This is a genomic window from Blastopirellula sediminis (assembly GCF_020966755.1).
Lineage (GTDB): Bacteria > Planctomycetota > Planctomycetia > Pirellulales > Pirellulaceae > Blastopirellula > Blastopirellula sediminis.
The window spans coordinates 63061-83310 of the sequence record NZ_JAJKFT010000002.1; the positions used below are offsets into that span (position 1 = coordinate 63061).

At 56.4% G+C, this 20250-nt stretch carries 12 protein-coding genes and 1 tRNA gene; 5 read left to right on the top strand and 8 right to left on the bottom strand.

The window, feature by feature from the left end:
• Positions 1 to 74: 74 nt before the first annotated feature.
• Positions 75 to 4037, top strand: coding sequence for a CHAT domain-containing tetratricopeptide repeat protein (locus LOC68_RS00955; RefSeq protein WP_230214502.1), 3963 nt, complete (start codon positions 75 to 77; stop codon positions 4035 to 4037).
• 693 nt (positions 4038 to 4730) lie between these two features.
• Here the strand turns inward: LOC68_RS00955 and LOC68_RS00960 are convergent.
• From LOC68_RS00960 to LOC68_RS00985, 6 genes are all read right to left on the bottom strand, one after another.
• The gene (locus tag LOC68_RS00960; RefSeq protein WP_230214505.1) at positions 4731 to 5933 is read right to left on the bottom strand and encodes a hypothetical protein; all 1203 of its coding nucleotides are present in this window, start codon (positions 5931 to 5933) and stop codon (positions 4731 to 4733) included.
• A 55-nt stretch (positions 5934 to 5988) separates the two neighbouring features.
• Positions 5989 to 7773 (bottom strand): c-type cytochrome domain-containing protein, encoded by a 1785-nt coding sequence (locus tag LOC68_RS00965; RefSeq protein WP_230214507.1) that lies wholly within the window; start codon positions 7771 to 7773, stop codon positions 5989 to 5991.
• A 114-nt stretch (positions 7774 to 7887) separates the two neighbouring features.
• Positions 7888 to 11262 carry a caspase family protein gene (locus LOC68_RS00970; protein WP_230214510.1) on the bottom strand — a complete coding sequence of 1125 codons (3375 nt, stop codon included), beginning with the start codon at positions 11260 to 11262 and terminating at the stop codon, positions 7888 to 7890.
• A 225-nt stretch (positions 11263 to 11487) separates the two neighbouring features.
• The gene (locus LOC68_RS00975) at positions 11488 to 12123 is read right to left on the bottom strand and encodes a hypothetical protein (protein WP_230214513.1); all 636 of its coding nucleotides are present in this window, start codon (positions 12121 to 12123) and stop codon (positions 11488 to 11490) included.
• 304 nt (positions 12124 to 12427) lie between these two features.
• Positions 12428 to 13342: a hypothetical protein gene (locus LOC68_RS00980; RefSeq protein WP_230214516.1), complete on the bottom strand. Its 915-nt coding sequence runs from the start codon at positions 13340 to 13342 to the stop codon at positions 12428 to 12430.
• Positions 13339 to 13941 (bottom strand): RNA polymerase sigma factor, encoded by a 603-nt coding sequence (locus tag LOC68_RS00985; RefSeq protein WP_230214518.1) that lies wholly within the window; start codon positions 13939 to 13941, stop codon positions 13339 to 13341. The genes LOC68_RS00980 and LOC68_RS00985 overlap by 4 nt, the downstream gene beginning before the upstream one ends.
• A gap of 455 nt (positions 13942 to 14396) precedes the next feature.
• Between LOC68_RS00985 and LOC68_RS00990 the strand changes: the two genes are divergently transcribed.
• From LOC68_RS00990 to LOC68_RS00995, 3 genes are all read left to right on the top strand, one after another.
• Positions 14397 to 15524, top strand: a complete 1128-nt coding sequence (locus LOC68_RS00990) for a hypothetical protein (protein ID WP_230214521.1) — start codon at positions 14397 to 14399, stop codon at positions 15522 to 15524.
• An 87-nt stretch (positions 15525 to 15611) separates the two neighbouring features.
• On the top strand, positions 15612 to 15857 hold the full coding sequence (locus tag LOC68_RS28705; protein ID WP_390623320.1) for a helix-turn-helix domain-containing protein: 246 nt from the start codon (positions 15612 to 15614) through the stop codon (positions 15855 to 15857).
• Positions 15858 to 15884: 27 nt separating this feature from the next.
• A complete protein-coding gene (locus LOC68_RS00995; RefSeq protein ID WP_230214524.1) occupies positions 15885 to 17069 on the top strand; it encodes a tyrosine-type recombinase/integrase in 1185 nt (394 codons plus the stop codon).
• A 206-nt stretch (positions 17070 to 17275) separates the two neighbouring features.
• On the opposite strand, the gene LOC68_RS01000 is transcribed toward LOC68_RS00995, so the two are convergent.
• Positions 17276 to 17365, bottom strand: a tRNA-Ser gene (locus tag LOC68_RS01000).
• A 265-nt stretch (positions 17366 to 17630) separates the two neighbouring features.
• On the opposite strand from LOC68_RS01000, the gene LOC68_RS01005 reads away from it, so the two are divergent.
• Positions 17631 to 19244: a M20/M25/M40 family metallo-hydrolase gene (locus LOC68_RS01005; RefSeq protein WP_230214527.1), complete on the top strand. Its 1614-nt coding sequence runs from the start codon at positions 17631 to 17633 to the stop codon at positions 19242 to 19244.
• Here the strand turns inward: LOC68_RS01005 and LOC68_RS01010 are convergent.
• The gene (locus tag LOC68_RS01010) at positions 19231 to 20238 is read right to left on the bottom strand and encodes an FAD:protein FMN transferase (RefSeq protein WP_230214530.1); all 1008 of its coding nucleotides are present in this window, start codon (positions 20236 to 20238) and stop codon (positions 19231 to 19233) included. The two genes, LOC68_RS01005 and LOC68_RS01010, sit on opposite strands and share 14 nt — an antisense overlap.
• Positions 20239 to 20250 lie beyond the last annotated feature (12 nt).

The window sequence follows — 20250 nt, forward strand, 5'->3', positions numbered from 1 at the left end:
TTTTCAATACCCGCCGATACAATAAGCCTTGCTGAATAGGCCGTGTCTCTGGAGTCTTCTAAGTGGAGCAGGCTATGTGGAAGAGACTGTCTCTTGCGATCCTTTCGGGAATCTTGGCTGCAGGATGTGGGAAAGCCCCCATTGCCGACAAACAGGAGCAGGCAATCGTTGAGCAGCAGGTCACTGAGGAACAGGGAATTGTTTTCTTAGCTGAGGATGGCATGACGCAGCGCGTCCTAAAGCTTCCCGACGATCAAGCCGAGTTGCTGCAGTTGGTGAGCTACTTGGACACAGCGACTCAAAATGCCCGTGATGTCGGCGCTTGGACCAAGGAAAGCGAGAACCTTGAAAAATCGATTGCCGTCAGTAAATACCTCTTCGAGACTTATGAGCGTTTAGGCTACGAACGAGAAACTGTTGACTCGTGGTTAGATGTTTATTTTGCAACGGCTGCATCTCTATCCATGTCCTACGTGCGCCAAGGTCAGTTTGAGAGGGCGACGTCCGTTTCAGAATCGTGTTCTCGTTTAGCCCGCATGCACTACGGTGCATCACATTGGAAAGCCACCGACCAACAGCTAAACTTAGAGGTGGTGACAAAGCTCAAACAGCTTACGTCGGAGGATCGCACAACCTATTTCCAAATGTGGGCCAAAGATGCTCAAATTGACCGCCTGGACCGTGAGGGAAAGAGCGGCTTGGCGGTTGATGCTGCCAAAGAAATCGCAGAGTATCATCGCTCCGTCTTCGGCGAGTGGCATCCCGACTACGCCACCAGCCTCGAAAACCTGGCTTGGCTGCACCACTCGATGGGGGACTACGCGCAGGCCGAGGTCCTGTTTCAACGAGCCCTCGAAATCCACAAAAAGGTACTTGGCGAGCGGCATCCACGCTACGCCGCCAGCCTCCACAATCTAGCCTGGCTGTACGGAGCGAAGAGGGACTACGCCCAGGCCGAGCCCCTTTATCGGCAAGCCCTGGAAATCCGCAAAGAGGTACTCGGCGAGCGGCATCCCGACTACGCCGACAGCCTCCGCAACCTAGCCTGGCTGTACGGCGAGAAGGGGGACTACGCGCAGGCGGAGCCCCTTTACCGGCAAACCCTCGAAATCCGCAAAAAGGAACTCGGCGAGCGGCATCCCGACTACGCCGCCAGCCTCCACGAACTGGCCTGGCTGTACGGCGCGAAGGGGGACTACGCGCAGGCGGAGCCCCTTTACCGGCAAACCCTGGAAATCCGCAAAGAGGTACTCGGCGAGCGGCATCCCGACTACGCCGCCAGCCTCCACAATCTGGCCACGATGTACGACGCGAAGAGGGACTACGCGCAGGCCGAATCCCTTTATCGGCAAGCCCTGGAAATCCGCAAAGAGGTACTCGGCGAGCGGCATCCCGACTACGCAATCTGCCTCCGCAACCTGGCTGAGTTGTACCGCGAGATGGAGGACTACGCGCAGGCCGAGCCCCTTTCTCGGCAAGCCCTGGAAATCCGCAAAGAGGTACTCGGCGAGCGGCATCCCGACTACGCCGACAGCCTCCACAACCTGGCTATGCTGTACGGCGCAAAGGGGGACTACGCGCAGGCCGAACCCCTTTATCGGCAAACCCTGGAAATCCGCAAAGAGGTACTCGGAGAGCGGCATCCCCACTATGCCGCCATTCTCCACAACCTAGCTGCGCTGTACCGGGACATGGGGGACTACCTGCAGGCCGAGCCACTTTTTCAGCAAGCCTTGGAAATCCACAGAGAGGTACTCGACGAGCGACATCCAACTTACGCCACAAACCTCGACAATCTGGCTTTGTTGTACTACTCGACGGAGGACTACGGCCAGGCAGAGGTACTTTATCGACAAGCCCTGGAAATCCGCAAAGAGTTACTCGGCGAGCGGCATCCCCACTACGCCGCCAGCCTCCACAACCTAGCCCTGCTGTACGGCGCAAAGGGGGACTACGCGCAGGCCGAACCCCTTTATCGACAAGCCCTGGAAATCGACAAAGAGGCTCTGGGCGAGCGACATACCCTCAACGCTACCAGCCTCGACAACCTCGCTAAGCTGTACCACGAGATGGGAAACTACGCCCAGGCAATGCCCCTTTTTCGGCAAGCCCTGGAAATCCGCAAAGAGTTGCTAGGCGAGCGGCATCGCCACTACGCCGGCAGCCTCCACAACCTGGCTTTGCTGTACCACGCGATGGGGGACGACGCCCAGGCCGAGGTTTTAGCCGGCGAAGCTTTGAAGATTGTGGCAGCGAACTTAGACTCCAGTTCGATGGTTCAGTCACAGCGGCAGCAGATAGCCATGAATGACGACGTTCGATATCATCTGAACAGCTATCTGTCCGTATCGCTGAGCGATTCCGTGAGCGCAAACGGTGATCGAACTTACGCGAACGTCTCAGGCTGGAAAGGGGCTGTCCTTGCCCGTCAAAACGAATACCGGCAATTAGCTGCTGATCCGGCCCTGGCGTCCCAATTTACCTCGCTCCGGCAGACAACCGCTCACTGGTCGGCCCTCTCCTCTCAGCCACCGACCACGCCGGAAATGCTCGAATCCTGGCGTGATCAGGTCGAGAAGCTTCGCCAAGTGAAAGAACGATTGGAAGCCGACCTGGGCCGCCAAAGCGCTGCGTTTCGGGAAGCAAGGACACCGTGGAAGCCAAGTCAACTACAAGAGTTGCTTCCCACCGGGACCGTGCTGGTGGATCTGCTGGAGTATACTCATTTTGATCGCGATCCGAATCAAAAGGGAGAGGTCAAGAAAACGCGGTCGCTGGTGGCTTTCGTGATTCCTGCTTCTGGCAAGATTCAGGTCATCCCGTTGGGGCCCGCGGCCGAAATCCATTTGGCCATCCAAACCTGGCGGCAATTGTTGGGAACCGCACCCGCTGCCCAAGCCGCCGGAAATCTTCTTCGCGAGAAACTGTGGGAACCAATCGTTCCGTACATCGGCGATGCCGAAACGATCCTCATTTCGCCCGACGGCCAATTGGGAACCTTTCCGTTTGCGGCATTGCCCGGAAAACAGCCAGGAACATATCTGCTGGAAGACCATCGCATCGCCATGCTCCCCGTGCCGCGCCTACTCCCCAAGCTGATGCGCGAAGAAACGACTGAACTGCCTAACGACCTGCTCGTCGTGGGCGGGATCGATTACGAACGACGAAGCACCGAGCAGCAGCAGCTCGCGGATAGTGGAACCAATGGCCATGCATTTTCGGTACGGGGTATCACGGAGCATCTGGTTTGGCCGCAGTTGGACGGCGCCCAAAAGGAAGCCGAGTTCATTCGCGGTCTGTACCAACGAAGTTTCTCTAAATCGGTCGAGCGACTGCAGTTTGTCTCAGGCGCAGCCGCCACGGAGGACGCATTTCGCCGTTTGGCTCCGAAGTGCTCAATCGTGCACGTGGCGACCCATGGCTTTTTTGCTCCCGCCAAGTTCCAGTCGGCGTTGAAGGCGAACCCGCAGGATCAGCAGCGCCTGCTTGGGCTCGGCAAGGACGAGGTGATCCGCGGTTACGATCCCAATCTCCTTTCGGGACTGGTCTTCGCCGGGGCGAACCATCCGCCGGAACTCGATGCAACGAAGTCCGAAATTCCCGATGACGGCATTTTAACGGCCGAGGAAATTGCGTTTCTCCCGCTCAATGGGGTCGATCTGGTGGTCTTGAGCGCCTGCGAAACAGGTTTGGGGGAAGTAGCTGGCGGAGAGGGCTTGTTGGGCTTGCAGCGGAGCTTCCAGATCTCTGGCGCCCGCTCGACGATCGCCAGCTACTGGAAGGTGGACGACGTGGTGACGCAGCGTCTGATGGAACGCTTCTACACGAACTACCTGGAAAAGAAATTAAGTAAGCTGGATGCCTTGCGGGAAGCTCAGCTGTGGGTTCTGAACAATCCCCAGGAGTTCCCGCACATCGCAAAACGCCGCGGCGACAAGACGCGACGTGATGTTCCCGTTGAACAGCAAAAGGAGTTTCTCCGCCTGCCCCCGGAATACTGGGCCGCATTCAGCTTGTCTGGCGATTGGAGAAACTAAGAAAGGAAAGGCTGGAGCGTTTCATCATTACTCTTAGCCAAGAGTATGCGACCCTTTCCGGAAGTCTCCGGTTCGAGCAAGGTCCAGTCAATCGGCGAGCGCACCCTTTTTGTAGTGAAGCCGTGCCAGGACAGCGGTTGTGACGCCGGGGACTACTCAATACCCGTCAGTGTATCTCTTTGCAGCGTCTTGTTGTCTGGAGTGCATTCAACCCCAATGCGGCGGAGATCGTAACGCTAGTAACAGTCGATGGTTATGCGAGGTAATCTGATCAAGGTTTCCATACGGTTCTCATCCGATAACCTGACAAATACCTTGATGACGTTGTCGGCCAATTTGAAGGCGATCGCTTCCCAGGAAACGAGAGGATCAGCAGCCAGTCGCCTGCGGCGAATTTTAATTACGTAATTAGAATCTCCGCGTCGCCTACCCCGCCGCCCGCGTCTTCAGCTTCTCCAGTGCCAACCCCGCTCGGATCTATGCCGAGTTGTTCGCCCGACGGCTTAACTCCTGCTGGATATCCATGCTCTCGATGATCGCATCCATAAACTCGTTCTGCAGGTCAGTCTAGCCGCCGCCTAAGCCTCATGACCTTCTAATTTGCAAGGAGTATTGGAAATCGATGCTTCTCAGCATTTTAGACCTGTGACTCTGAATCAATCTTGCGCTATCAACGGCGCGTTCTAATCGAGTTCAGCGGTCATATCGAATCGTCAAAAACTCGCTGGGGGCGGTCGCTGTGACTTCCGCTCTCTCGTAGCCAATGGTTTCTCGCTCACCGGGGGTAGTGAACTTGGTTGCATCTGGGTCACGTAAATTTCCCGTGACAAGTCGACACGGAAAGAATTGCAAGTGGATGGCGCCGGCGTGGGGTGGCCGGGGGAAGCGAACTTCCGGAGAGTTTGAATTTCCGTAACTGGAGACCAGAAAGCGAGCGGAATTGTTCGCGCCCGTCGCGCTCAATATCCACCCTGGTAAAGTAGTTGTCATGGGAATCACCTGGCCTTCGGCGTTCGCTTCACCGGCACGAACCAATTGGTGCTTGATCGCAAGTCGTTTCGTGTTTGGATCACGACAAGTATCATCGGCGAAATGAAACACGCTTAGTCCATCAATCGACGTCGCGACAGCGAACGGCAGCGTCCCATGGTTGGTCACTTGAATCTTGTATTCATGGCCCAGCGGAATGCTCACAAAGGGTTGTCCCTGCTTGACCACGGCGGAAAGCGGCTGGAAATCGCCAGAACTGCCGGCCCGCCGCGAAACGATCTGGACTTCGATCTTGCTGCCGGCATTCGACTTGATTTTCGCCTCACTGGCAAAACCGGTAGGAGTCAAAGCCAACCGGGCGAGTTGTTCACGCGAGAGGTCGCTTGGAGACGCGTCCACGTTCGCTTTCGTCGTTACCATTCCGTTAACGCCCAGGGCCTCGCCAAGTACGTTCGGTTCGTCAATCTTTACCGTCGGCAATTTCGGAGAGTCGACTCGGATCGGTGCGATTTCGACGGGACTCCTTCCCCGTCGCGTTTTGAGCGAGAACTCCACTTCCAGCACAATTGGGTCATCGGCTTCGATCGACTTTCGATCATTCACCGAAAAGGTGGCCAACAGCACATGATCGGCCTGATCGTTTTGACGGACGCCCAGCTTTTCGCACGCTTCGAGAAACTGCGCCTGCAACCCTGGAGCAATCCGTCCGCTGACTTCCGTCTGCGCGTTGATGTCGGTAAAAGCCCGGACATCGATGGTCGTCGCTCCTTGAATCGATTCTTTAACGACAGTCGCGACTCGTTGAAACTCTTCCTCGAGCGACGCCGCTTCGACCTGCTCTTGACTGGCGAACGCCAGACCAACGGCCAAGCTGAACAGGAACGATTGATACCAGACTTTCGACATGAGAATGTTATCCTTCGACTGCCAATAGGATCCAATGCTCTGAGAAACGTCAGCGCTATTGAACAGGCGTGAATCCGACCTCGAATCCCAAATCGTGAGCAAGCGACCTTCCCCCCAATCCACTACGAGACTTCGTCGCTTCCCAGAGATTTCGACTGATGGTCGCCTTGCCGCGAAATACCGCATCCAACCCCAACACGCGAACCCGTTCGCTGCCAATCAGCGACCGCAGTTCTTGCGTCGTGGGAATATCAAGTTCCACGGCGATATCCTCAACACCGAGATAGACGAGACGGTATTTTCGCACCACTTCGCCGATCGGTTCGGGCGCACTGGGGCCGGTCAGATATTCCGTATCTGAGATGCCTTCGACAGTCTTGGCTAACGCCTGCTGGAATCGCTTTCGATCGGCATCGACTAACGGTCGCATGACCTCGTGCGCAAGGTAAATGCGATCGACCTGTTTCGCAGCATCCCCAAAGACGCCGCTTGCGCCACGAATCTCGTCGCGAAAATTAATCACTCCCTCGCGATGACAGGCCATGCACGATTGTCCATTGACGATTGCCGGCGTGCCGGACGTTTTCAAGGCGTCGCTGACGACATCAATTGGTCCTTCATCGATTCGCCCCCCGTCCCCATTGACCAGCAAGTACGCTTGCAGCCCATTGGGAAGGGAAAAAATGATTTCGCCGCCATCGTGTTCGAAGGCCATATCGTCGAACGATTCCTGTCCGGCAAGACCGCGCGGCCCAAGCGGAAAACGCGTCAAGCTTCCCCGCTGCGTGTTGGGCTTGAAGTCATAGCTCTTCCAGTAATAGCCAAGCGAGCTTTGGCTTCGTTCGACAAGGCGGTTTTGTGCCGAGACTCCACTTCTGGAAAAGCCGCCTCTGGCGATCGCGGAAGGTTCGGGACTTGTCAAGGCTTTGGCGATATCAACTCCTAGCGTCTGTTCCAACTCTTGCGCGGTTTTCGGCAGATCCATCAAGTCGTGATAGAGAGGAGGCCTTGTCGCCGTGGCGATAAACCAATCGGCACGTAAGACGGGTAGATGAGTCGAGATGCGATCACCCAGCAATTGCCGAACTTCCGTCAGCAGGTCCTGCCGCTCATGACTGTGAAAGTCTGCATACGAGAACCCGTAGGGATACGCCCGAGAGAGTGCGGTCCAGTGATCCAGTTCGCTCCAGGACTGACCAGACCGAATGACGAGGTCGCGAAGATCAACGACGTAAACGAGGCGAGTTTCGTTGTCGAGCGCTCGGGGAGCAATGACTTCAGGTCCCCAATTCAGGCTGTTGATCGCTTTCGACAACGCGAAACGGTGCAGATCCAGATCAGCGTCGCTCGTAAATTTGCGATTGGCGACCGTATGCAGGGTAAAGAATCGAAAATAAGGGCGATCGGCTTCGTCTTGCGACTTTAGAAAGTCGCGAATCGACCGCAAGACTTTCTCGACGGAGTGAAAGCCGCGCTGCGTCGAGGCGATCGTAAAGTCTGGGGCGCCGATCTCGACCCAAGCTCGCAGTTCGGCAATCTCCTCGGGGCTGATCGGATTTCTTTGGCGTTGCTCAAGCGGCGGCATCGACTGCTGAACGAGCCGTTGAATCAAACTCGATTCATCGGGAATACGGGGAACGACTATTCCTTTCTCCACCAATTCTTGACGGGAAAGAAAGTTGACGTCTCCACCGGGGGAGCCCGGCCCATTATGGCATTCGTAGCAGTAGCGGCGTAAAAACCGGCGAGCGTTGACGGAAGCGTCTGGCTCCGCCGCCAAAACGACGCTGAGCAGCGACAACGAAGCGACAATCGCGGAAAAGAAGATGATTCTTGTCATTGCAAAGTCTCGATCTCACCCACACACGTTATCGAACTTGATCGATACACGTCCGCCAAGCTGAAATCTTCCTCTTCGATTTCGGCGATTATGCACGCAACGTCTCCAATCGGTTCACGGAATCACGACTGGCGCGAGGACCAATTTGCCAATTCCCAAGCGATTCTTCATCGAGGGATGTTGCACTATGCCCAGTTCCGAAGCCAGATTCGGCACCTTATTGTCTAAATAGACGGAGATTTCCTTCAAACTAATCCAAAAGTCGCCGTCATAGTCGGCCACGGAGCCTGACAGCGCCTCGAGCATCGCCTCGGTAAACGCTCCGTTCTCCCACAGGTTCGACTCGACGCTTTCTTGGTCATCGTTGCAAGACGCAATCACCAAGGTATTCGTCTCGCGCCAAATGTCTTTCTCCTGAGGATGCCTGGGCAGAAATCCCATCTCTCGGACAGCCTTCGTCGCGTGACACGTATCGGTGAATAGAATCTTGTCGCACGGAAGCTCGTCATCGAGCCAGCCGGTCAACTCGTCATGACCAATCCCCGTCGCACGGAGCCGGTCTCGATCTAAATTCACTGCGCCGAAAAACCATCCGGCGCGACGTTCGTAAACTGCGTGACCAGCCAGGAATACGAAGGCCAGATCCTTGTGGGGGCGGACGGAACGAGATAGCCAATCCATCGCGTCGCGAATGTTGTTCGTCGTCGCTTCTTCATCGACCAGAACCTTCGAGATTACTTTCGAGTAATGTTGGCCTTCGTAGCGACGCCAAGCGTTTGCAAAGTCGATCGCATCTTTATGTGCAAATTGCAATTTTAGACTTGGATTTTGATACTCTGAAATCCCGATCGCCAGGATGTAAAGGTTGGGGGTTTCGTCGTTCATTACTTCCGCTGGCTTAATGTTGATTTCGCGGCGTTCAGTGGTTTGGGTGCTCTCCCCGATTGCCTCAACCGTGATGACGTTCTCCCGAGTCGGCAGCGGCACCTCGTGCGTCAAGACGCGAATCCGCTGATTGCCGACGACCTGCTCATGCTCGTCGATGGGGAGAACCAAAACCGGTTGGCCGTTCGAGCGGACATCAATCTTCTTGACCGGCTTGTCGACGGCAGTTGCGACTCGCGTTTCAACCAAGACAGAATACCGCCCTCCATTGGGTGGCAATGGCTTGTGCGACACGGCGACCTCTGGCGGTCGATGCGCTTCGACAGTGTCACGATTGCGAAAATCGAGATTATCGTCCGGAGGATTGGGCATTTCACGGAGCTCCCCATTGGCCAACTGGATCGCTTCGCTTTCGTCGGCCAGGCGAATCGTTTCACGTACAATATCCGGGCGATATAACTGGTCAAACTGACCCACCGCATAGAACTCAGCCGTTTGATGACGCGCTCGGTTGAGGTGCCAGCCGACGTACTGTTGTCCTTGCGGGGTGCCGTCAAAATAGCCGCGCGGCGTGTAACCGACCCACTCCCCATGTCGATCTAAAAACAACGTCAGATACGGCTCGACAATTTCAGGAGCAGGGCTCAGACGGATCGTCTTCGTCATGACCTTCCACGGGGACAAGGGGTCGCTCTTGCGAGCGATCTTGAGATCAACTTCGGCGCCCGGCAACAGCGAGTCTTGCGTGAATAGGTAGTTTCGTTCAAAGAACGAGCCGTCATTGAACTTGACGATCACATCGCGAGCAATAATCCCGGCTCGCGCCGCTTCGCTGGCCGGCGGAACATTCGTGACGCTAGAACCGTCGCTGGCGAAATCGACGTCGCCCTGGGGCGCTATGGGGCCCAACTTCCATAATCGGATCGTGCCATCCCAGGACGATGTCGCCAGTCGTGTGCCGTCGGGAGAAATTGCGACCGATGTGACTGCTCCCGTGTGTCCGACAAACTTGCGAATGACAAGCATCACCGGAGGCCCGGTACCTTTCACGGGAGCGATCTCAAATTGCATTACCTGTCCTGTCTTCGAGCCGACAATAATCGAATGAGGACCGCCCCCTTGACCGCTATGGGGATTCGCCGCGTAGGACCAGGGAGAGCCAAACTCGCTCTCGCGAAACAGACGCGTTCCTAAGATCTGATTCCGAACAGGGTCCGGCAACAAATGCGGATTCAAGTTGTACCTTTTGTCATTCACCTTCAGCGTCAGATCGCGCGTATCCGCCGGTGCGTCGGGGCTGTTGCGGAGCGAAGACAAGACGCTTGCAGGCCCGCCTGACTTCGGATCGACAATGTCGATCGCCTCGGCCTTGTCAGGAACCGGGGCCGCATCACGGAAACGCCTCGTTTCCAGGTCGAACGCTAACGAGACCGGACCAAAATGATTGAAGTGGTAACGGGAAGGATCAGAGTAAAAGGAATCGGCCAGCAACAATGTCTTGCCGTCATCCGACCAGTCGGCCCGATAAAGCTGCTTGTTTTCTGGACGAAGGCGTTTGAACTGCGCACCGGTCCGCGCGTCCCAAATGTGAACCTCGCCAAACGCATCGCCGCTAGCGACCAAGCCCGTGCGTGGGTTGTAGTCGATTGAGGTGGGGTCAATTCGATGCTTCCTGTAGACCGTTGCAGGGAGATCCGAATCTTCTTTCCACACGGCGGCCCAAAAATTGGAATTGTCCGATGTGCCTGCCATCGCCGTCCAGTAAGCGCTGCCGATAGCGAAATCCGACGCGCTTGCCGCTCCCCCAACCCCTGGCAATTGTTGACGACTCATAAGGTGCATCAGGTTGTGTGCGGCATTTGGCCAATTGTCGAAATGCTGTTCGATGCGGCCGGTCTCGGTCGAGATCATGCTGCACTCCGTCGGCGACGTCCACATTATCCAGTCATCATCCAAGGGCATGATGAAGTTCGGTCTCAGCGAATATCGTGGACCATGCTTTTCATCAAAAGGAGCAGGTATCCCCTCCAACGATCCGTACACGAAATTTCGGTTCGGCTGCCACCTTTCTCGATCACGGTCCCACCGCAAGACATAAAGCATGCCGTCGCATCCAGTGGTAGCCAGCGTTTGTCCCGAAGGAGAAATCGCCAGGTTCTGCGTACAGCCGAGATGACCTTCGATCAATTGGTGAATCTCGTTGGGATTCGTCAAATCATAAACGCGAGTCGAACCAAATTCCGAGTTGTCGGTAACGGCGACCAGCAAATGGTGGCTGTTGGGCATGAAGCGGACGACGTTGATCGTACCGGAACTGAAGCCGCCCGGTTCTCGATAGCCGCGCAATGTCGTAATCAGCTGACCAGTTTGCAGGTCCCAGACCACCACCTGCTTGCCACTGGCGGCCGCAACGTACTGACCGTCGTCACTCATCGAGACCGACACGACCGGCTCGCCGGTAAGCCCTTTGGGATCGATCACCAATTGCGGCATTACGCTCTGCACCGATTCGTAGGCGGCCTCGCCGGCGGCTGCAAACCCGACGAAATTGTCGCAGCCGACGATAATCGCGAGGATGGTAAGAAGTGATCGGATGCGATCCATAGCGAAGACTCCTGAGGCGATTTCAAGCGATCGTCGTATACGGTCAGGAAGCATGTTGGCGCTTTCGAGAATTCTCTTCAAGCCGCGCCCTTCGTCGATCGTGGGAAAATGAAGGCGGCGGCGAACCTGAAGAAACAGATAAACTACCAATCAACGCTAAGATATGCGAGAAAAAAAGCCTCCCACTCTATCTACAGAGTGGGAGGCTCCCCTTTCGACCGCACGCTAGTTACCTTCCGCAATCGTCACGGTCTTCTCCGTCGAAGTCTTCAAGATCGTTCCGTCAACGGTGGAAGTTTCGGCGATTTCAGCTTCTCCCCGAGACGGAACCGCGAAGCCGGGATCAGGGTTCTTGTAAATGACGATTCCAGCTTCTGGGGTGAGCGACATCGGCAAAGCTCGCACGATGCGGCCATCGGGACGCACGACTTCCAGTTCGATCGGCGTGGCGGACCGCAGTCCCAGCTTGGGAATGTTGAACGCGACGCTGTTGGTTGACCACTCCAGGATTTCGCACGTATGCGTAACCGGTCCGATATGAAGCAGGACATGTCCCTTTTCCGTGCCCAGGAAGCTAACGGCCGCACGGACCGTTGAACCAACTTCCACTTCCGGCAGCTTCACTTCGATCTGCGGTGGTGCAGCGACCTCAGTCTTCACCGCACGAACCGCCGTAACAGTTGTGCTTTTGGCGACGGTCGCGACGCTTGCCTGAACCGTCCGCACAACCGGCGGCGGTGAAGTATGCGAATAATAAACGATCTTGCGTCCGTCGTTGGGGCAAGCGCTGGCCGCCGAAGTGGAAACAATGACGCCGGTCAAAACAGCAGCGAACGAGAAAAACGAAATGCAACGAGTCATGATTCAGTTCCTTGGAATGTAAGCTATGTGCTTCATTAAATGAAATTGCGAAAAGGGAAGGCTCGATCCTGAGTGCACAAAGCAGCTCAGTCTCTCGAAGATTCGCCGCCGTTTTTCTCCTTTCCAATCGTTTGGCGGCCCTGTTTGGTTACCGATTGAAAGGGACACGCGGCCCGCGGAGAAATCTTCCCGGCGAATTCCCAAAAAAAAAAGAGAAAGTCGCTTCGCCACGCCGCATAGCGAGAGAAAGCGATGCGGCAAATCCCTTAAGCGGCAATGAGTTAGATGCGCCGCTCGACGAACGCTACGACTTCGCAGGCCGCAGGCGTAATTCGTCTACCATGTCGCGGACCAGATTATCCATCGACTCGCGAACTTCTGCGGCGGGGTCCCCTTCTTCAAGACGCACGATGTGATCGTCGATCTCGCCCGCCCAAAGTCGACATTGGCGATAGAGCCATTGACGATCCTTGTCCGAAACGACGCTATGCTTGGCCAGCATGATTCGCGAACAGCCGCCCCGAAATTCGGCCAGTCGCTGCGACAGATCGGCGGCATCCACAGGACGCTGATCAAACCACGCTTCGGCTCCATCGGCCAGATGTTCAAAGTAGGCCTGGGGAGCCTTTGCGTCCGCGAGCAAGTTGGGGTCGGACCATCCCCAAACCGCCGAGTCCTTCGTGGGAATTTCGCTTTCGGGCCAATAGCGGCCAATCGCGATACCCAACGCCAAACACGCCGCCAAGGCCAACCACCAACCCATCGTGCTGCGGCGGGAAGAACCAGTAGCCGCAGGCGGCTTCGCCGGAGAGGAACTGGAGGAATTCACCTCGGCTTCCGGCGGGGGGGACGATATCCTGGCCTGCAGCGCGAGCTTGCCTCGCGTGCAACTCTCCCGCGTCGTTTGATCCAAGGCAGCTTCGTTCCACCAGCAGTCCCCGCCGTGTACGACAATTTCGTCGTAGAGATCGATCAAACGCCGAGGATTCTGCAACAGCAAAGCGATCGATTCGTGAGAGACCGAGCTAAGCCCGTTCTCCCAAATCAACGAACGATCCGCTCCCAGAATCTCGCTTAACGTCGGCCCGTTTTCGTTGATTCCGTGACAAGCGGCAAGTTCCGAGACTAGTTCAGGCAGATGGAGACTTACGAGCTGCAACTCCAGCCAACTCGCCAGTTCTTCATCTTCCACCGGCATATCGATCATGTGGAGCTTCATCCTTCCGCTCCTTGAACGCAATCCGACATGCGCCGCTTGGCGTCAAAGAGAATCCGGTGGGCCCTTTCTTTCGAGATCTCCAGGACGGCGCAAATCTCCCCAAATCTCTGGCCGGCCATCCGCGACCGGAAGACTCGCGCCCAGGTAATATTCGCCTTTTCCAGCCGTTTCAGGCAGTTTTCCAGAATCGACATCCGCTCCAATTCAAGCGTCAGCATTATTGGATTGGCGTGGTTGTCAGCGGCGTTTTCCCATTCCGAATGGCCATCCGCATTTTTGAACTTGCCTGCCGCGCGAAACATATCCATTCCGCAATTTCGGGCGACATGGAACAACCACGGGCGAAACCAGGAGCCTGACTTATAGCCGTTTTCCGGCAGCTTATCCCAGACCTTTTGCCACGTTTCCTGGGCAGCATCCTCGGCGCGACTATGATCCAAGCCGAGACGACGCAGGAAAGTGAGGACTCTTGCCGAATACCTCTCGTAGAGCTGTAGAAACGCCGCTTCAGCAGCCGTTGTACGCCCGTCGTCGGCGACGACCGCCGCTAGCGACTCGTCCGTCGTGATTTCCAGCGTGGATTGATTTTGCGCGCTCATAATGCCGGATTATGGAAGATCGCTACTTCCTTGGCAACTAAAGAATTTTGCCTTCCTGGCGTCATTATTGGCGGTCACGTCGTCTGATGCGCACCGTCCCGCGCGTATCGTCAATTAATCGTTCCGTGCGCCGGCGTTGGAATTTAGCTCCGGGAGTTTCGGTCAGCACTTCGTGCACACAGACTCGCTTTCGATGGAGTAGAGTGCGGATCCAAGTATAAAATCCGTCCGCAACAAACGCGAAGCGTTTTGCTACCCAAGTCGGCGCCAGCGACGGACGCCGCTAAAAAGTCGCGGCGATCGTGGCATAATAGAGAAAAAGGCTTCACGTCCGTGAGCCGATAAGCGGCGTCGCTGCGCTAAATTTTGGCCGGCTTTGTGTCATAATACTTGTTGGTGATGTTTAACCATCGGACCGAATCACCCGCGTTGCGCAATGAACGGAGACGCCTGGGATGTCGAATGGATCGGAGTCGTTTGACGAGTATCCCTATTTCTTCTTGCCGCGTCCTGTCGGGCAGCTAAACTCACTGCCGGTTGAATTGAGGTGGGAGGTTACGCGACGACATCCCTTCTACATCAGCTTTTGGTCAGCCGCGCGAGATCATTTTGCCCGCGTTCCTAATCAATCGTTGCAGGTGCAGGCAGTTCGGCAGATTGCCGCTGGAATCGTTAACGCAGTGGGGGTGACGGCGTCCGTGCCTGATCCTAGGCTGTCGTTCGAGGAATTGGACGAAGCGACGAATCGTAGTAGCTGGTTAAACAGGGCGATCACTCCCGTTTCGTGCCGGGGTTTGCTTGGGCGTTTGTTGGCTATTCTCCCACCGGCGGAGTTTCTGGATGTGATGTCGCGAATTACGAATGCCATGCAGGCGGAATCGGACGAGATCTCACAGCGGTATGCTGGGCTGCTTGAAATGCAAAGTATCGAGGGGACTTTAGACTTTGGCGGGCCGGAGCCGCTGGTCAGCATCAACCCGCGACTGGCCAACGGAATCATTCAGCGGGACCTCGATAATTTGCTGGAGGAGTGGCGTGACCGGCTTGAGATTACGGTAGGTCGCGATCGGTCCGATAGCATTCCCGACTTTTTGCAAGTCTGGGATTCTCGAGAAGGCTGGCGCGAAGGGGCTTATCATAGCGAGGAAGAGCACACGCTGAAGGAGGTTGCCCAACTTCTAGATATATCCGAATCGAATGCGAATAGTCGCTATCGCAGGGCCTTCGAGCTAATAACGGGCTACGAATACTCGCCGACGATGTGGGTTCGATTCATGGGCATCGTCAAGATTTCGCAGGTTAGTTTGAAAAGACTCGGACGCGTTGCGAGAAGTCGCCCGTTGAAGGAGCGGGGGCCGCGCGAGGTTCCCGAATCAACGTTAGCCAGCTCGGGCGATTCTCGTGGAGTCATAAATGGTCTCTCCGAGCAAGTCGTCCAGGATAACATTGAGATAAGGGACCTGATGATCGATATTTCCGAATGGGCGGAAGCTGGGCTTACTGACGCTGAAATTCACGACAAACTCAAAATCAGCGAAGACATCAGCGATGTAATTCAGTTCATCAGGACGCGCGGCAACTGAGGGGCCTGCGGCGTAAAAAATAAGCCGCTCGTTATTTTGCAACCGGAAGAGGATAGGAAGTTCATCCTCTTTTTTTCCGGTTGAAGCATGTCCGATTTTTCAGATGAAGCAGCGCAACTGCTTTCGATTCAAGAGCTAAGCGACCGCTCCGGCGTTTCCGTCGTCACTCTGCGGCGATGGGTGAAGTCTGGAGCGATTTCGTATTTTCAGCCAGGCGGCAAGAACGGCCGCCTTCTTTTTCCTGCGGATGCGATTCAGGCGTCCGCGTCAAATCTCCCCGCGTCGGAGCGTCCATCGCCCCGAGCGGGGCGACGTCCGAAGTGGCAATCGTAGGTGGCGAAGACCATTGCGGAGTCAGAAATGCGCAAGACACTAGACGAGGCTTTGAACTACAACTGGCGCGTTTTTCAGCGTCGCCAGATGTACTACGCGGACGGCAGGTCGAATTCTCCCGATTTAGGGCGACATTCTCTCGGAACGCGCAACCGAGCCGAGGCGAATCAACAACTCCACCGGCTAGATCGCAAGCTGGCCATCGAGAACGGCATCGTTGTTGAGCACCTTGGCGAAACGGCGTTTCCTGCGATTCCGATCGAAGTCGGTATGGGCCAATACCTTGATCATTGTCGTCGCCCGCGAGTGATGGGGGGAAAGACGGAAGGGACGATCAAGCGATACCGGTCCGTTGGCGACAAGTTCGCCGCCTATTGTAAGAAAAAGGGGGTCGCTTCCTGGCAGGGCGTCTCCAAAATGATCATCGAGCAATACGGCGGCGACTTGGACCGACAAGAGTACGCGCAACGAACGATCTCGTTGGAAATGCATCTCGTCCAGCATGTCGTCCATTGGTTCATCGACGAAAAGCGACTTCCCGAGCAGATGCGAATGAAGTTGGGCCTGAAGAAGCTGACTGGCAGCGATACCTACTGCTATTCGCGCGCGGAAGTCAGTGCGATTCTCGATCACTGCAAATCCGACCCGGATTTGGCGTGGTTGTACGACTTGTTGGCGACCCTGGCGATGACCGGAATTCGGATCGGCGAAGCGGTTCAATTGCGGCACGCCGATATCGAATGGGAGCCGCGGCCGATTTTGAGAATCGCCGACGAAGGGGCTAGTCATCGGAAGGCGAAAATGAAGTCCGCGCGAAAGACGAAAGGGAAGCGCGGGAGAATTGTCCCGATTCATCCCGACCTGGCGCCGGTCCTGCAGCGGATTGAACGGAACCGCGACGGGTACGTCTTTCACGGTCCTCGGGGTGGGCGGCTTAAGGCCGATACGGCCCGCGTTATTTTTAAACGTGACGTGGTCGAACCGCTCGCGGACCAATTTCCGACGGAGGTGGGTGACATCGGCTTCGTCCATGCCCGGTTCCACAGTTTTCGGCATTACTTCGTCAGTCAATGTTCGGCCGCCGGCGCGTCCGATGGACAGATCATGGACTGGGTTGGTCATAAAGATTCAGAGATGGTGTCGATTTACCGGCATCAATTCGACGCCGCTGGCCAAGAGCGGATGCAGTCGATCCAATTCACTTCTCCCTGACGGATTTTTTGGCAGGGCGTCTGCCGAACGTTTGGGAGAGCGTGTTGTTTGTTGAGGAGGCCGTCTAGAACGAAGAATCGAGAAGAAACTAACCGGCGGTTTTCTCCGTTTTTGGCCCAATCTTGACCCAATCGATTGGGACAAAAAATAAGGCTCGTCGTAAAGCCTTTTTTATCAGGACCTTACGGCGAGCCTTATTCGTAAAGCGGAGAGAGCGGGATTTGAACCCGCGGAACGGTTTTACACCGTTCACCGGTTTAGCAAACCGGCGCATTCGACCACTCTGCCATCTCTCCTTGGGGAACGCACAGGTTAACTTTTGCCTTCGGTTTCGGCAATGGGGAGACGCAGAAATCGTTGCCCAGGTTCGATGGTTTGCGGTGGAATTGTCGGACTAATCGGTACAGATTCCATGGTTTAGATGGGAAAACACGGGCAAACTGGCTTAAATATGGCGTATGGTGGTTTATCTTTCGATCCCGCCTATTGGCCCCCGCTTTGTCGAAATTTTCTCGGACCGTTGCGGTGGGTAAACCAGTTGCTTTCCCTCGGAGCTTCCGAATGACCCGCCTGACCTCGATTTTGGCCCTGCTGCTGTTGTCACCCCTGGCGGTTGCCGGGGAGGCGAGCCTGGGGGAAGCCGTCAATTCGATCCAAAGCGGCGAGATCAAGCGGCATGTCGATACCCTCGCCGATGACTCGTTTGAGGGGCGCGAAGCGGGGAGCCGCGGCGGGCGAGCGGCTGGAAATTACATCGTCGAGTTTCTGAAGGCCCACGGTCTGAAGCCGGCCGGCGACAAGGGGACCTACTTCCAGTGGTTCGGGAGTGAGTATCGCAACATCCTGGCGATGCTGCCGGGCAAAGATCCGCAACTGGCCGAACAGGTAATCATCGTCGGCGCGCACTATGACCACGTCGGATACGGAAACTCGACCAACAGCTTTGGCCCGACCGGCTACATCCATAATGGAGCGGACGACAACGCCAGCGGGACGTCAGGACTGTTAGAAGTCGTCGAGGCGTTCTCGAAGCTGGCTGAACCGCCGCAGCGGAGCGTCTTGTTCGTCTTCTGGGACGGAGAAGAGAAGGGGCTGCTCGGATCGAAGCATTGGCTGCAGGATCCGACCATCAACCTTTCGCGGGTGAAGTTTTACATCAATCTCGACATGATCGGCCGTCTGCGCAAAGGACGAGTCGAAGTGTCAGGCGGTCGTACGTCGCATGGTCTTCGTCGTCTGATCACCAATGCGAATGAAGGGACGCAGTTGGCGCTCGACTTCGATTGGGAAGTGAAACCGAATAGCGATCATCACCCGTTCTACGAACGAAGCATTCCGTTCGTCATGCTCCATACGGGGCTGCACGATCAATACCATCGCCCGCAGGACGACGTGGAGTTCATCTCGTGCGACGGCGCCGAGTCGGTCTCACGGATGGCCTTCCAGTTAGTCTGGATGTTGGCCAACGAAGAGACGTCGCGCAGCTTCCGCGACATGGCTCGCCGCGAAGGTCCCTCGCAACGCAAGCAGTTTGAAAGCGCCTACCTTGGTCGCGGCTCGCGCTTGGGGATTCGTTGGGCGACCGACGAAGAGATGTCGGACGGATTGACCGTGAAAGAGGTCACGCCAGGTTCGCCGGCTTCGCGGGCCGGTGTTCGCGCCGGCGACAAGATCGTTCAATTCGCTGGGCTTCCGGTCAATGAAGTCGAGCAGTTTTTGATCAACGTCCAGGCTTCGCCGAACGACACGACGATCACGGTCGCGCGAGACGGGGAAGCGGAGCCGCTCGAGTTGCCGCTGACGCTGAACGAAAAACCTTCGCCGCTAGGGATTCGCTGGCGAGCCGACGAGGCGAACGGCGATTTGATGTTTCTGACGTCGGTCGTGCCCGGCTCGCTCGCTTCGGCGTGCGGATTGATGACAGGGGATCGCGTCTACGAGGCGAACGGCCAGAAGTTCAGCGACGGCAATCAGTTCTATGAACTGGTGACCGACTTTACAAAACCGCTTCGCCTGGTGGTGGAACGTCAAGGACGTCTGAGCACGATCGAAGTCGAAACCTCGAAGCTGCACGCGATCCTTGGCATCGGTCCGATGACGGAAGAACCGACGACCGACGCAACGACGGTTCTGGAAAACCCCGCTCTGGAAAACCCCGCCGCTAGTGGGCAGTAATCCAGGCGTCGAGATTCGGCGTCTTTTCGACGACTAACGCTTCGTCTTGAAGCGTTGTGACGGCTGCGGCGTGATTGGCTTGCTGCGAGAGAGCGGCAAACCCTTTGGTCGGACCAAGCACGCTGATGGCGGACGCCCAGGCGTCGGCCTGCATCGCGGTTGGGGCAAAGACGGTGACCGTGCGACTTGTTGTGACGCCGTACCCGGTGTGCGGATCGAGAATGTGCGAATAGCGTTTGCCGTCGATCTCGACGAACTGGTAAGCGTCCCCTGAGGTGGCGACGCCGCAGTTGGCGAGTTCGACCAGCATCACTTCGGCGCCTTCTTGTTTCGATTGAGCGACCGAGATCTTCCAGCCGTCGGATGAAGGGGGCGGATCGCCGATCGCCATGTCTCCGCCGGCGTCGACCAACGCCTGTTTCAAACCGTACTCGGCCAGCTTTCGGAGCCCCGCGTCGATAATCGAACCTTTGGCGACTCCACCGAGATCGATGCGCATGTCGCCGGCGATCACTTCGGCGGTATGGGTAGCCGGATCAAGCTTCAGCTTTTGGTAACCGACCGCCGGCAGCAGTTCGGCGATCGCTTGGGAATCGATCTCTTGGCGGCGGCGCATCCGTCGCCAGGCCTTGGTCAATGGACCGACGGTCACGTCGAACGCGCCGCCCGTCGCGTCGCTAACCGTTTCGGAATAGGCGAGGACATCCCATAGCTCTGGTCCGATTTTCATTTTGCCGGGACTCGCGCGGCCAAGGCGGGTAACCTCGGAATCGGCTTCGTAGTCGCTCAGAATGCCGTTCTGGCGATTCATCTCCGCGAAGGCGGCGTTGATCCCTTCCTCGGCTTTCTCTTGCGTGGGAGCGTAGACGATGATCATCGCGGCGGTCCCCATCAAGGGACGGACGCTTTCGTAACGCTGTAACGGAGGCGCCGCGGCGGCAAATTGCCAAGAGGCGAAGAGAGCAGGGACTAGGAACAATACGGAGCGAAGCATCGGGAACTCTGT

What these genes read in the sequence shown, in the direction of transcription:
- LOC68_RS00955 (WP_230214502.1), top strand. Translation starts at nt 75, where the DNA reads ATGTGGAAGAGACTGTCTCTTGCGATCCTTTCGGGAATCTTGGCTGCA.
- LOC68_RS00960 (WP_230214505.1), bottom strand. Translation starts at nt 5,933, where the DNA reads ATGTCGAAAGTCTGGTATCAATCGTTCCTGTTCAGCTTGGCCGTTGGT.
- LOC68_RS00965 (WP_230214507.1), bottom strand. Translation starts at nt 7,773, where the DNA reads ATGACAAGAATCATCTTCTTTTCCGCGATTGTCGCTTCGTTGTCGCTG.
- LOC68_RS00970 (WP_230214510.1), bottom strand. Translation starts at nt 11,262, where the DNA reads ATGGATCGCATCCGATCACTTCTTACCATCCTCGCGATTATCGTCGGC.
- LOC68_RS00975 (WP_230214513.1), bottom strand. Translation starts at nt 12,123, where the DNA reads ATGACTCGTTGCATTTCGTTTTTCTCGTTCGCTGCTGTTTTGACCGGC.
- LOC68_RS00980 (WP_230214516.1), bottom strand. Translation starts at nt 13,342, where the DNA reads ATGAAGCTCCACATGATCGATATGCCGGTGGAAGATGAAGAACTGGCG.
- LOC68_RS00985 (WP_230214518.1), bottom strand. Translation starts at nt 13,941, where the DNA reads ATGAGCGCGCAAAATCAATCCACGCTGGAAATCACGACGGACGAGTCG.
- LOC68_RS00990 (WP_230214521.1), top strand. Translation starts at nt 14,397, where the DNA reads ATGTCGAATGGATCGGAGTCGTTTGACGAGTATCCCTATTTCTTCTTG.
- LOC68_RS28705 (WP_390623320.1), top strand. Translation starts at nt 15,612, where the DNA reads ATGTCCGATTTTTCAGATGAAGCAGCGCAACTGCTTTCGATTCAAGAG.
- LOC68_RS00995 (WP_230214524.1), top strand. Translation starts at nt 15,885, where the DNA reads ATGCGCAAGACACTAGACGAGGCTTTGAACTACAACTGGCGCGTTTTT.
- LOC68_RS01005 (WP_230214527.1), top strand. Translation starts at nt 17,631, where the DNA reads ATGACCCGCCTGACCTCGATTTTGGCCCTGCTGCTGTTGTCACCCCTG.
- LOC68_RS01010 (WP_230214530.1), bottom strand. Translation starts at nt 20,238, where the DNA reads ATGCTTCGCTCCGTATTGTTCCTAGTCCCTGCTCTCTTCGCCTCTTGG.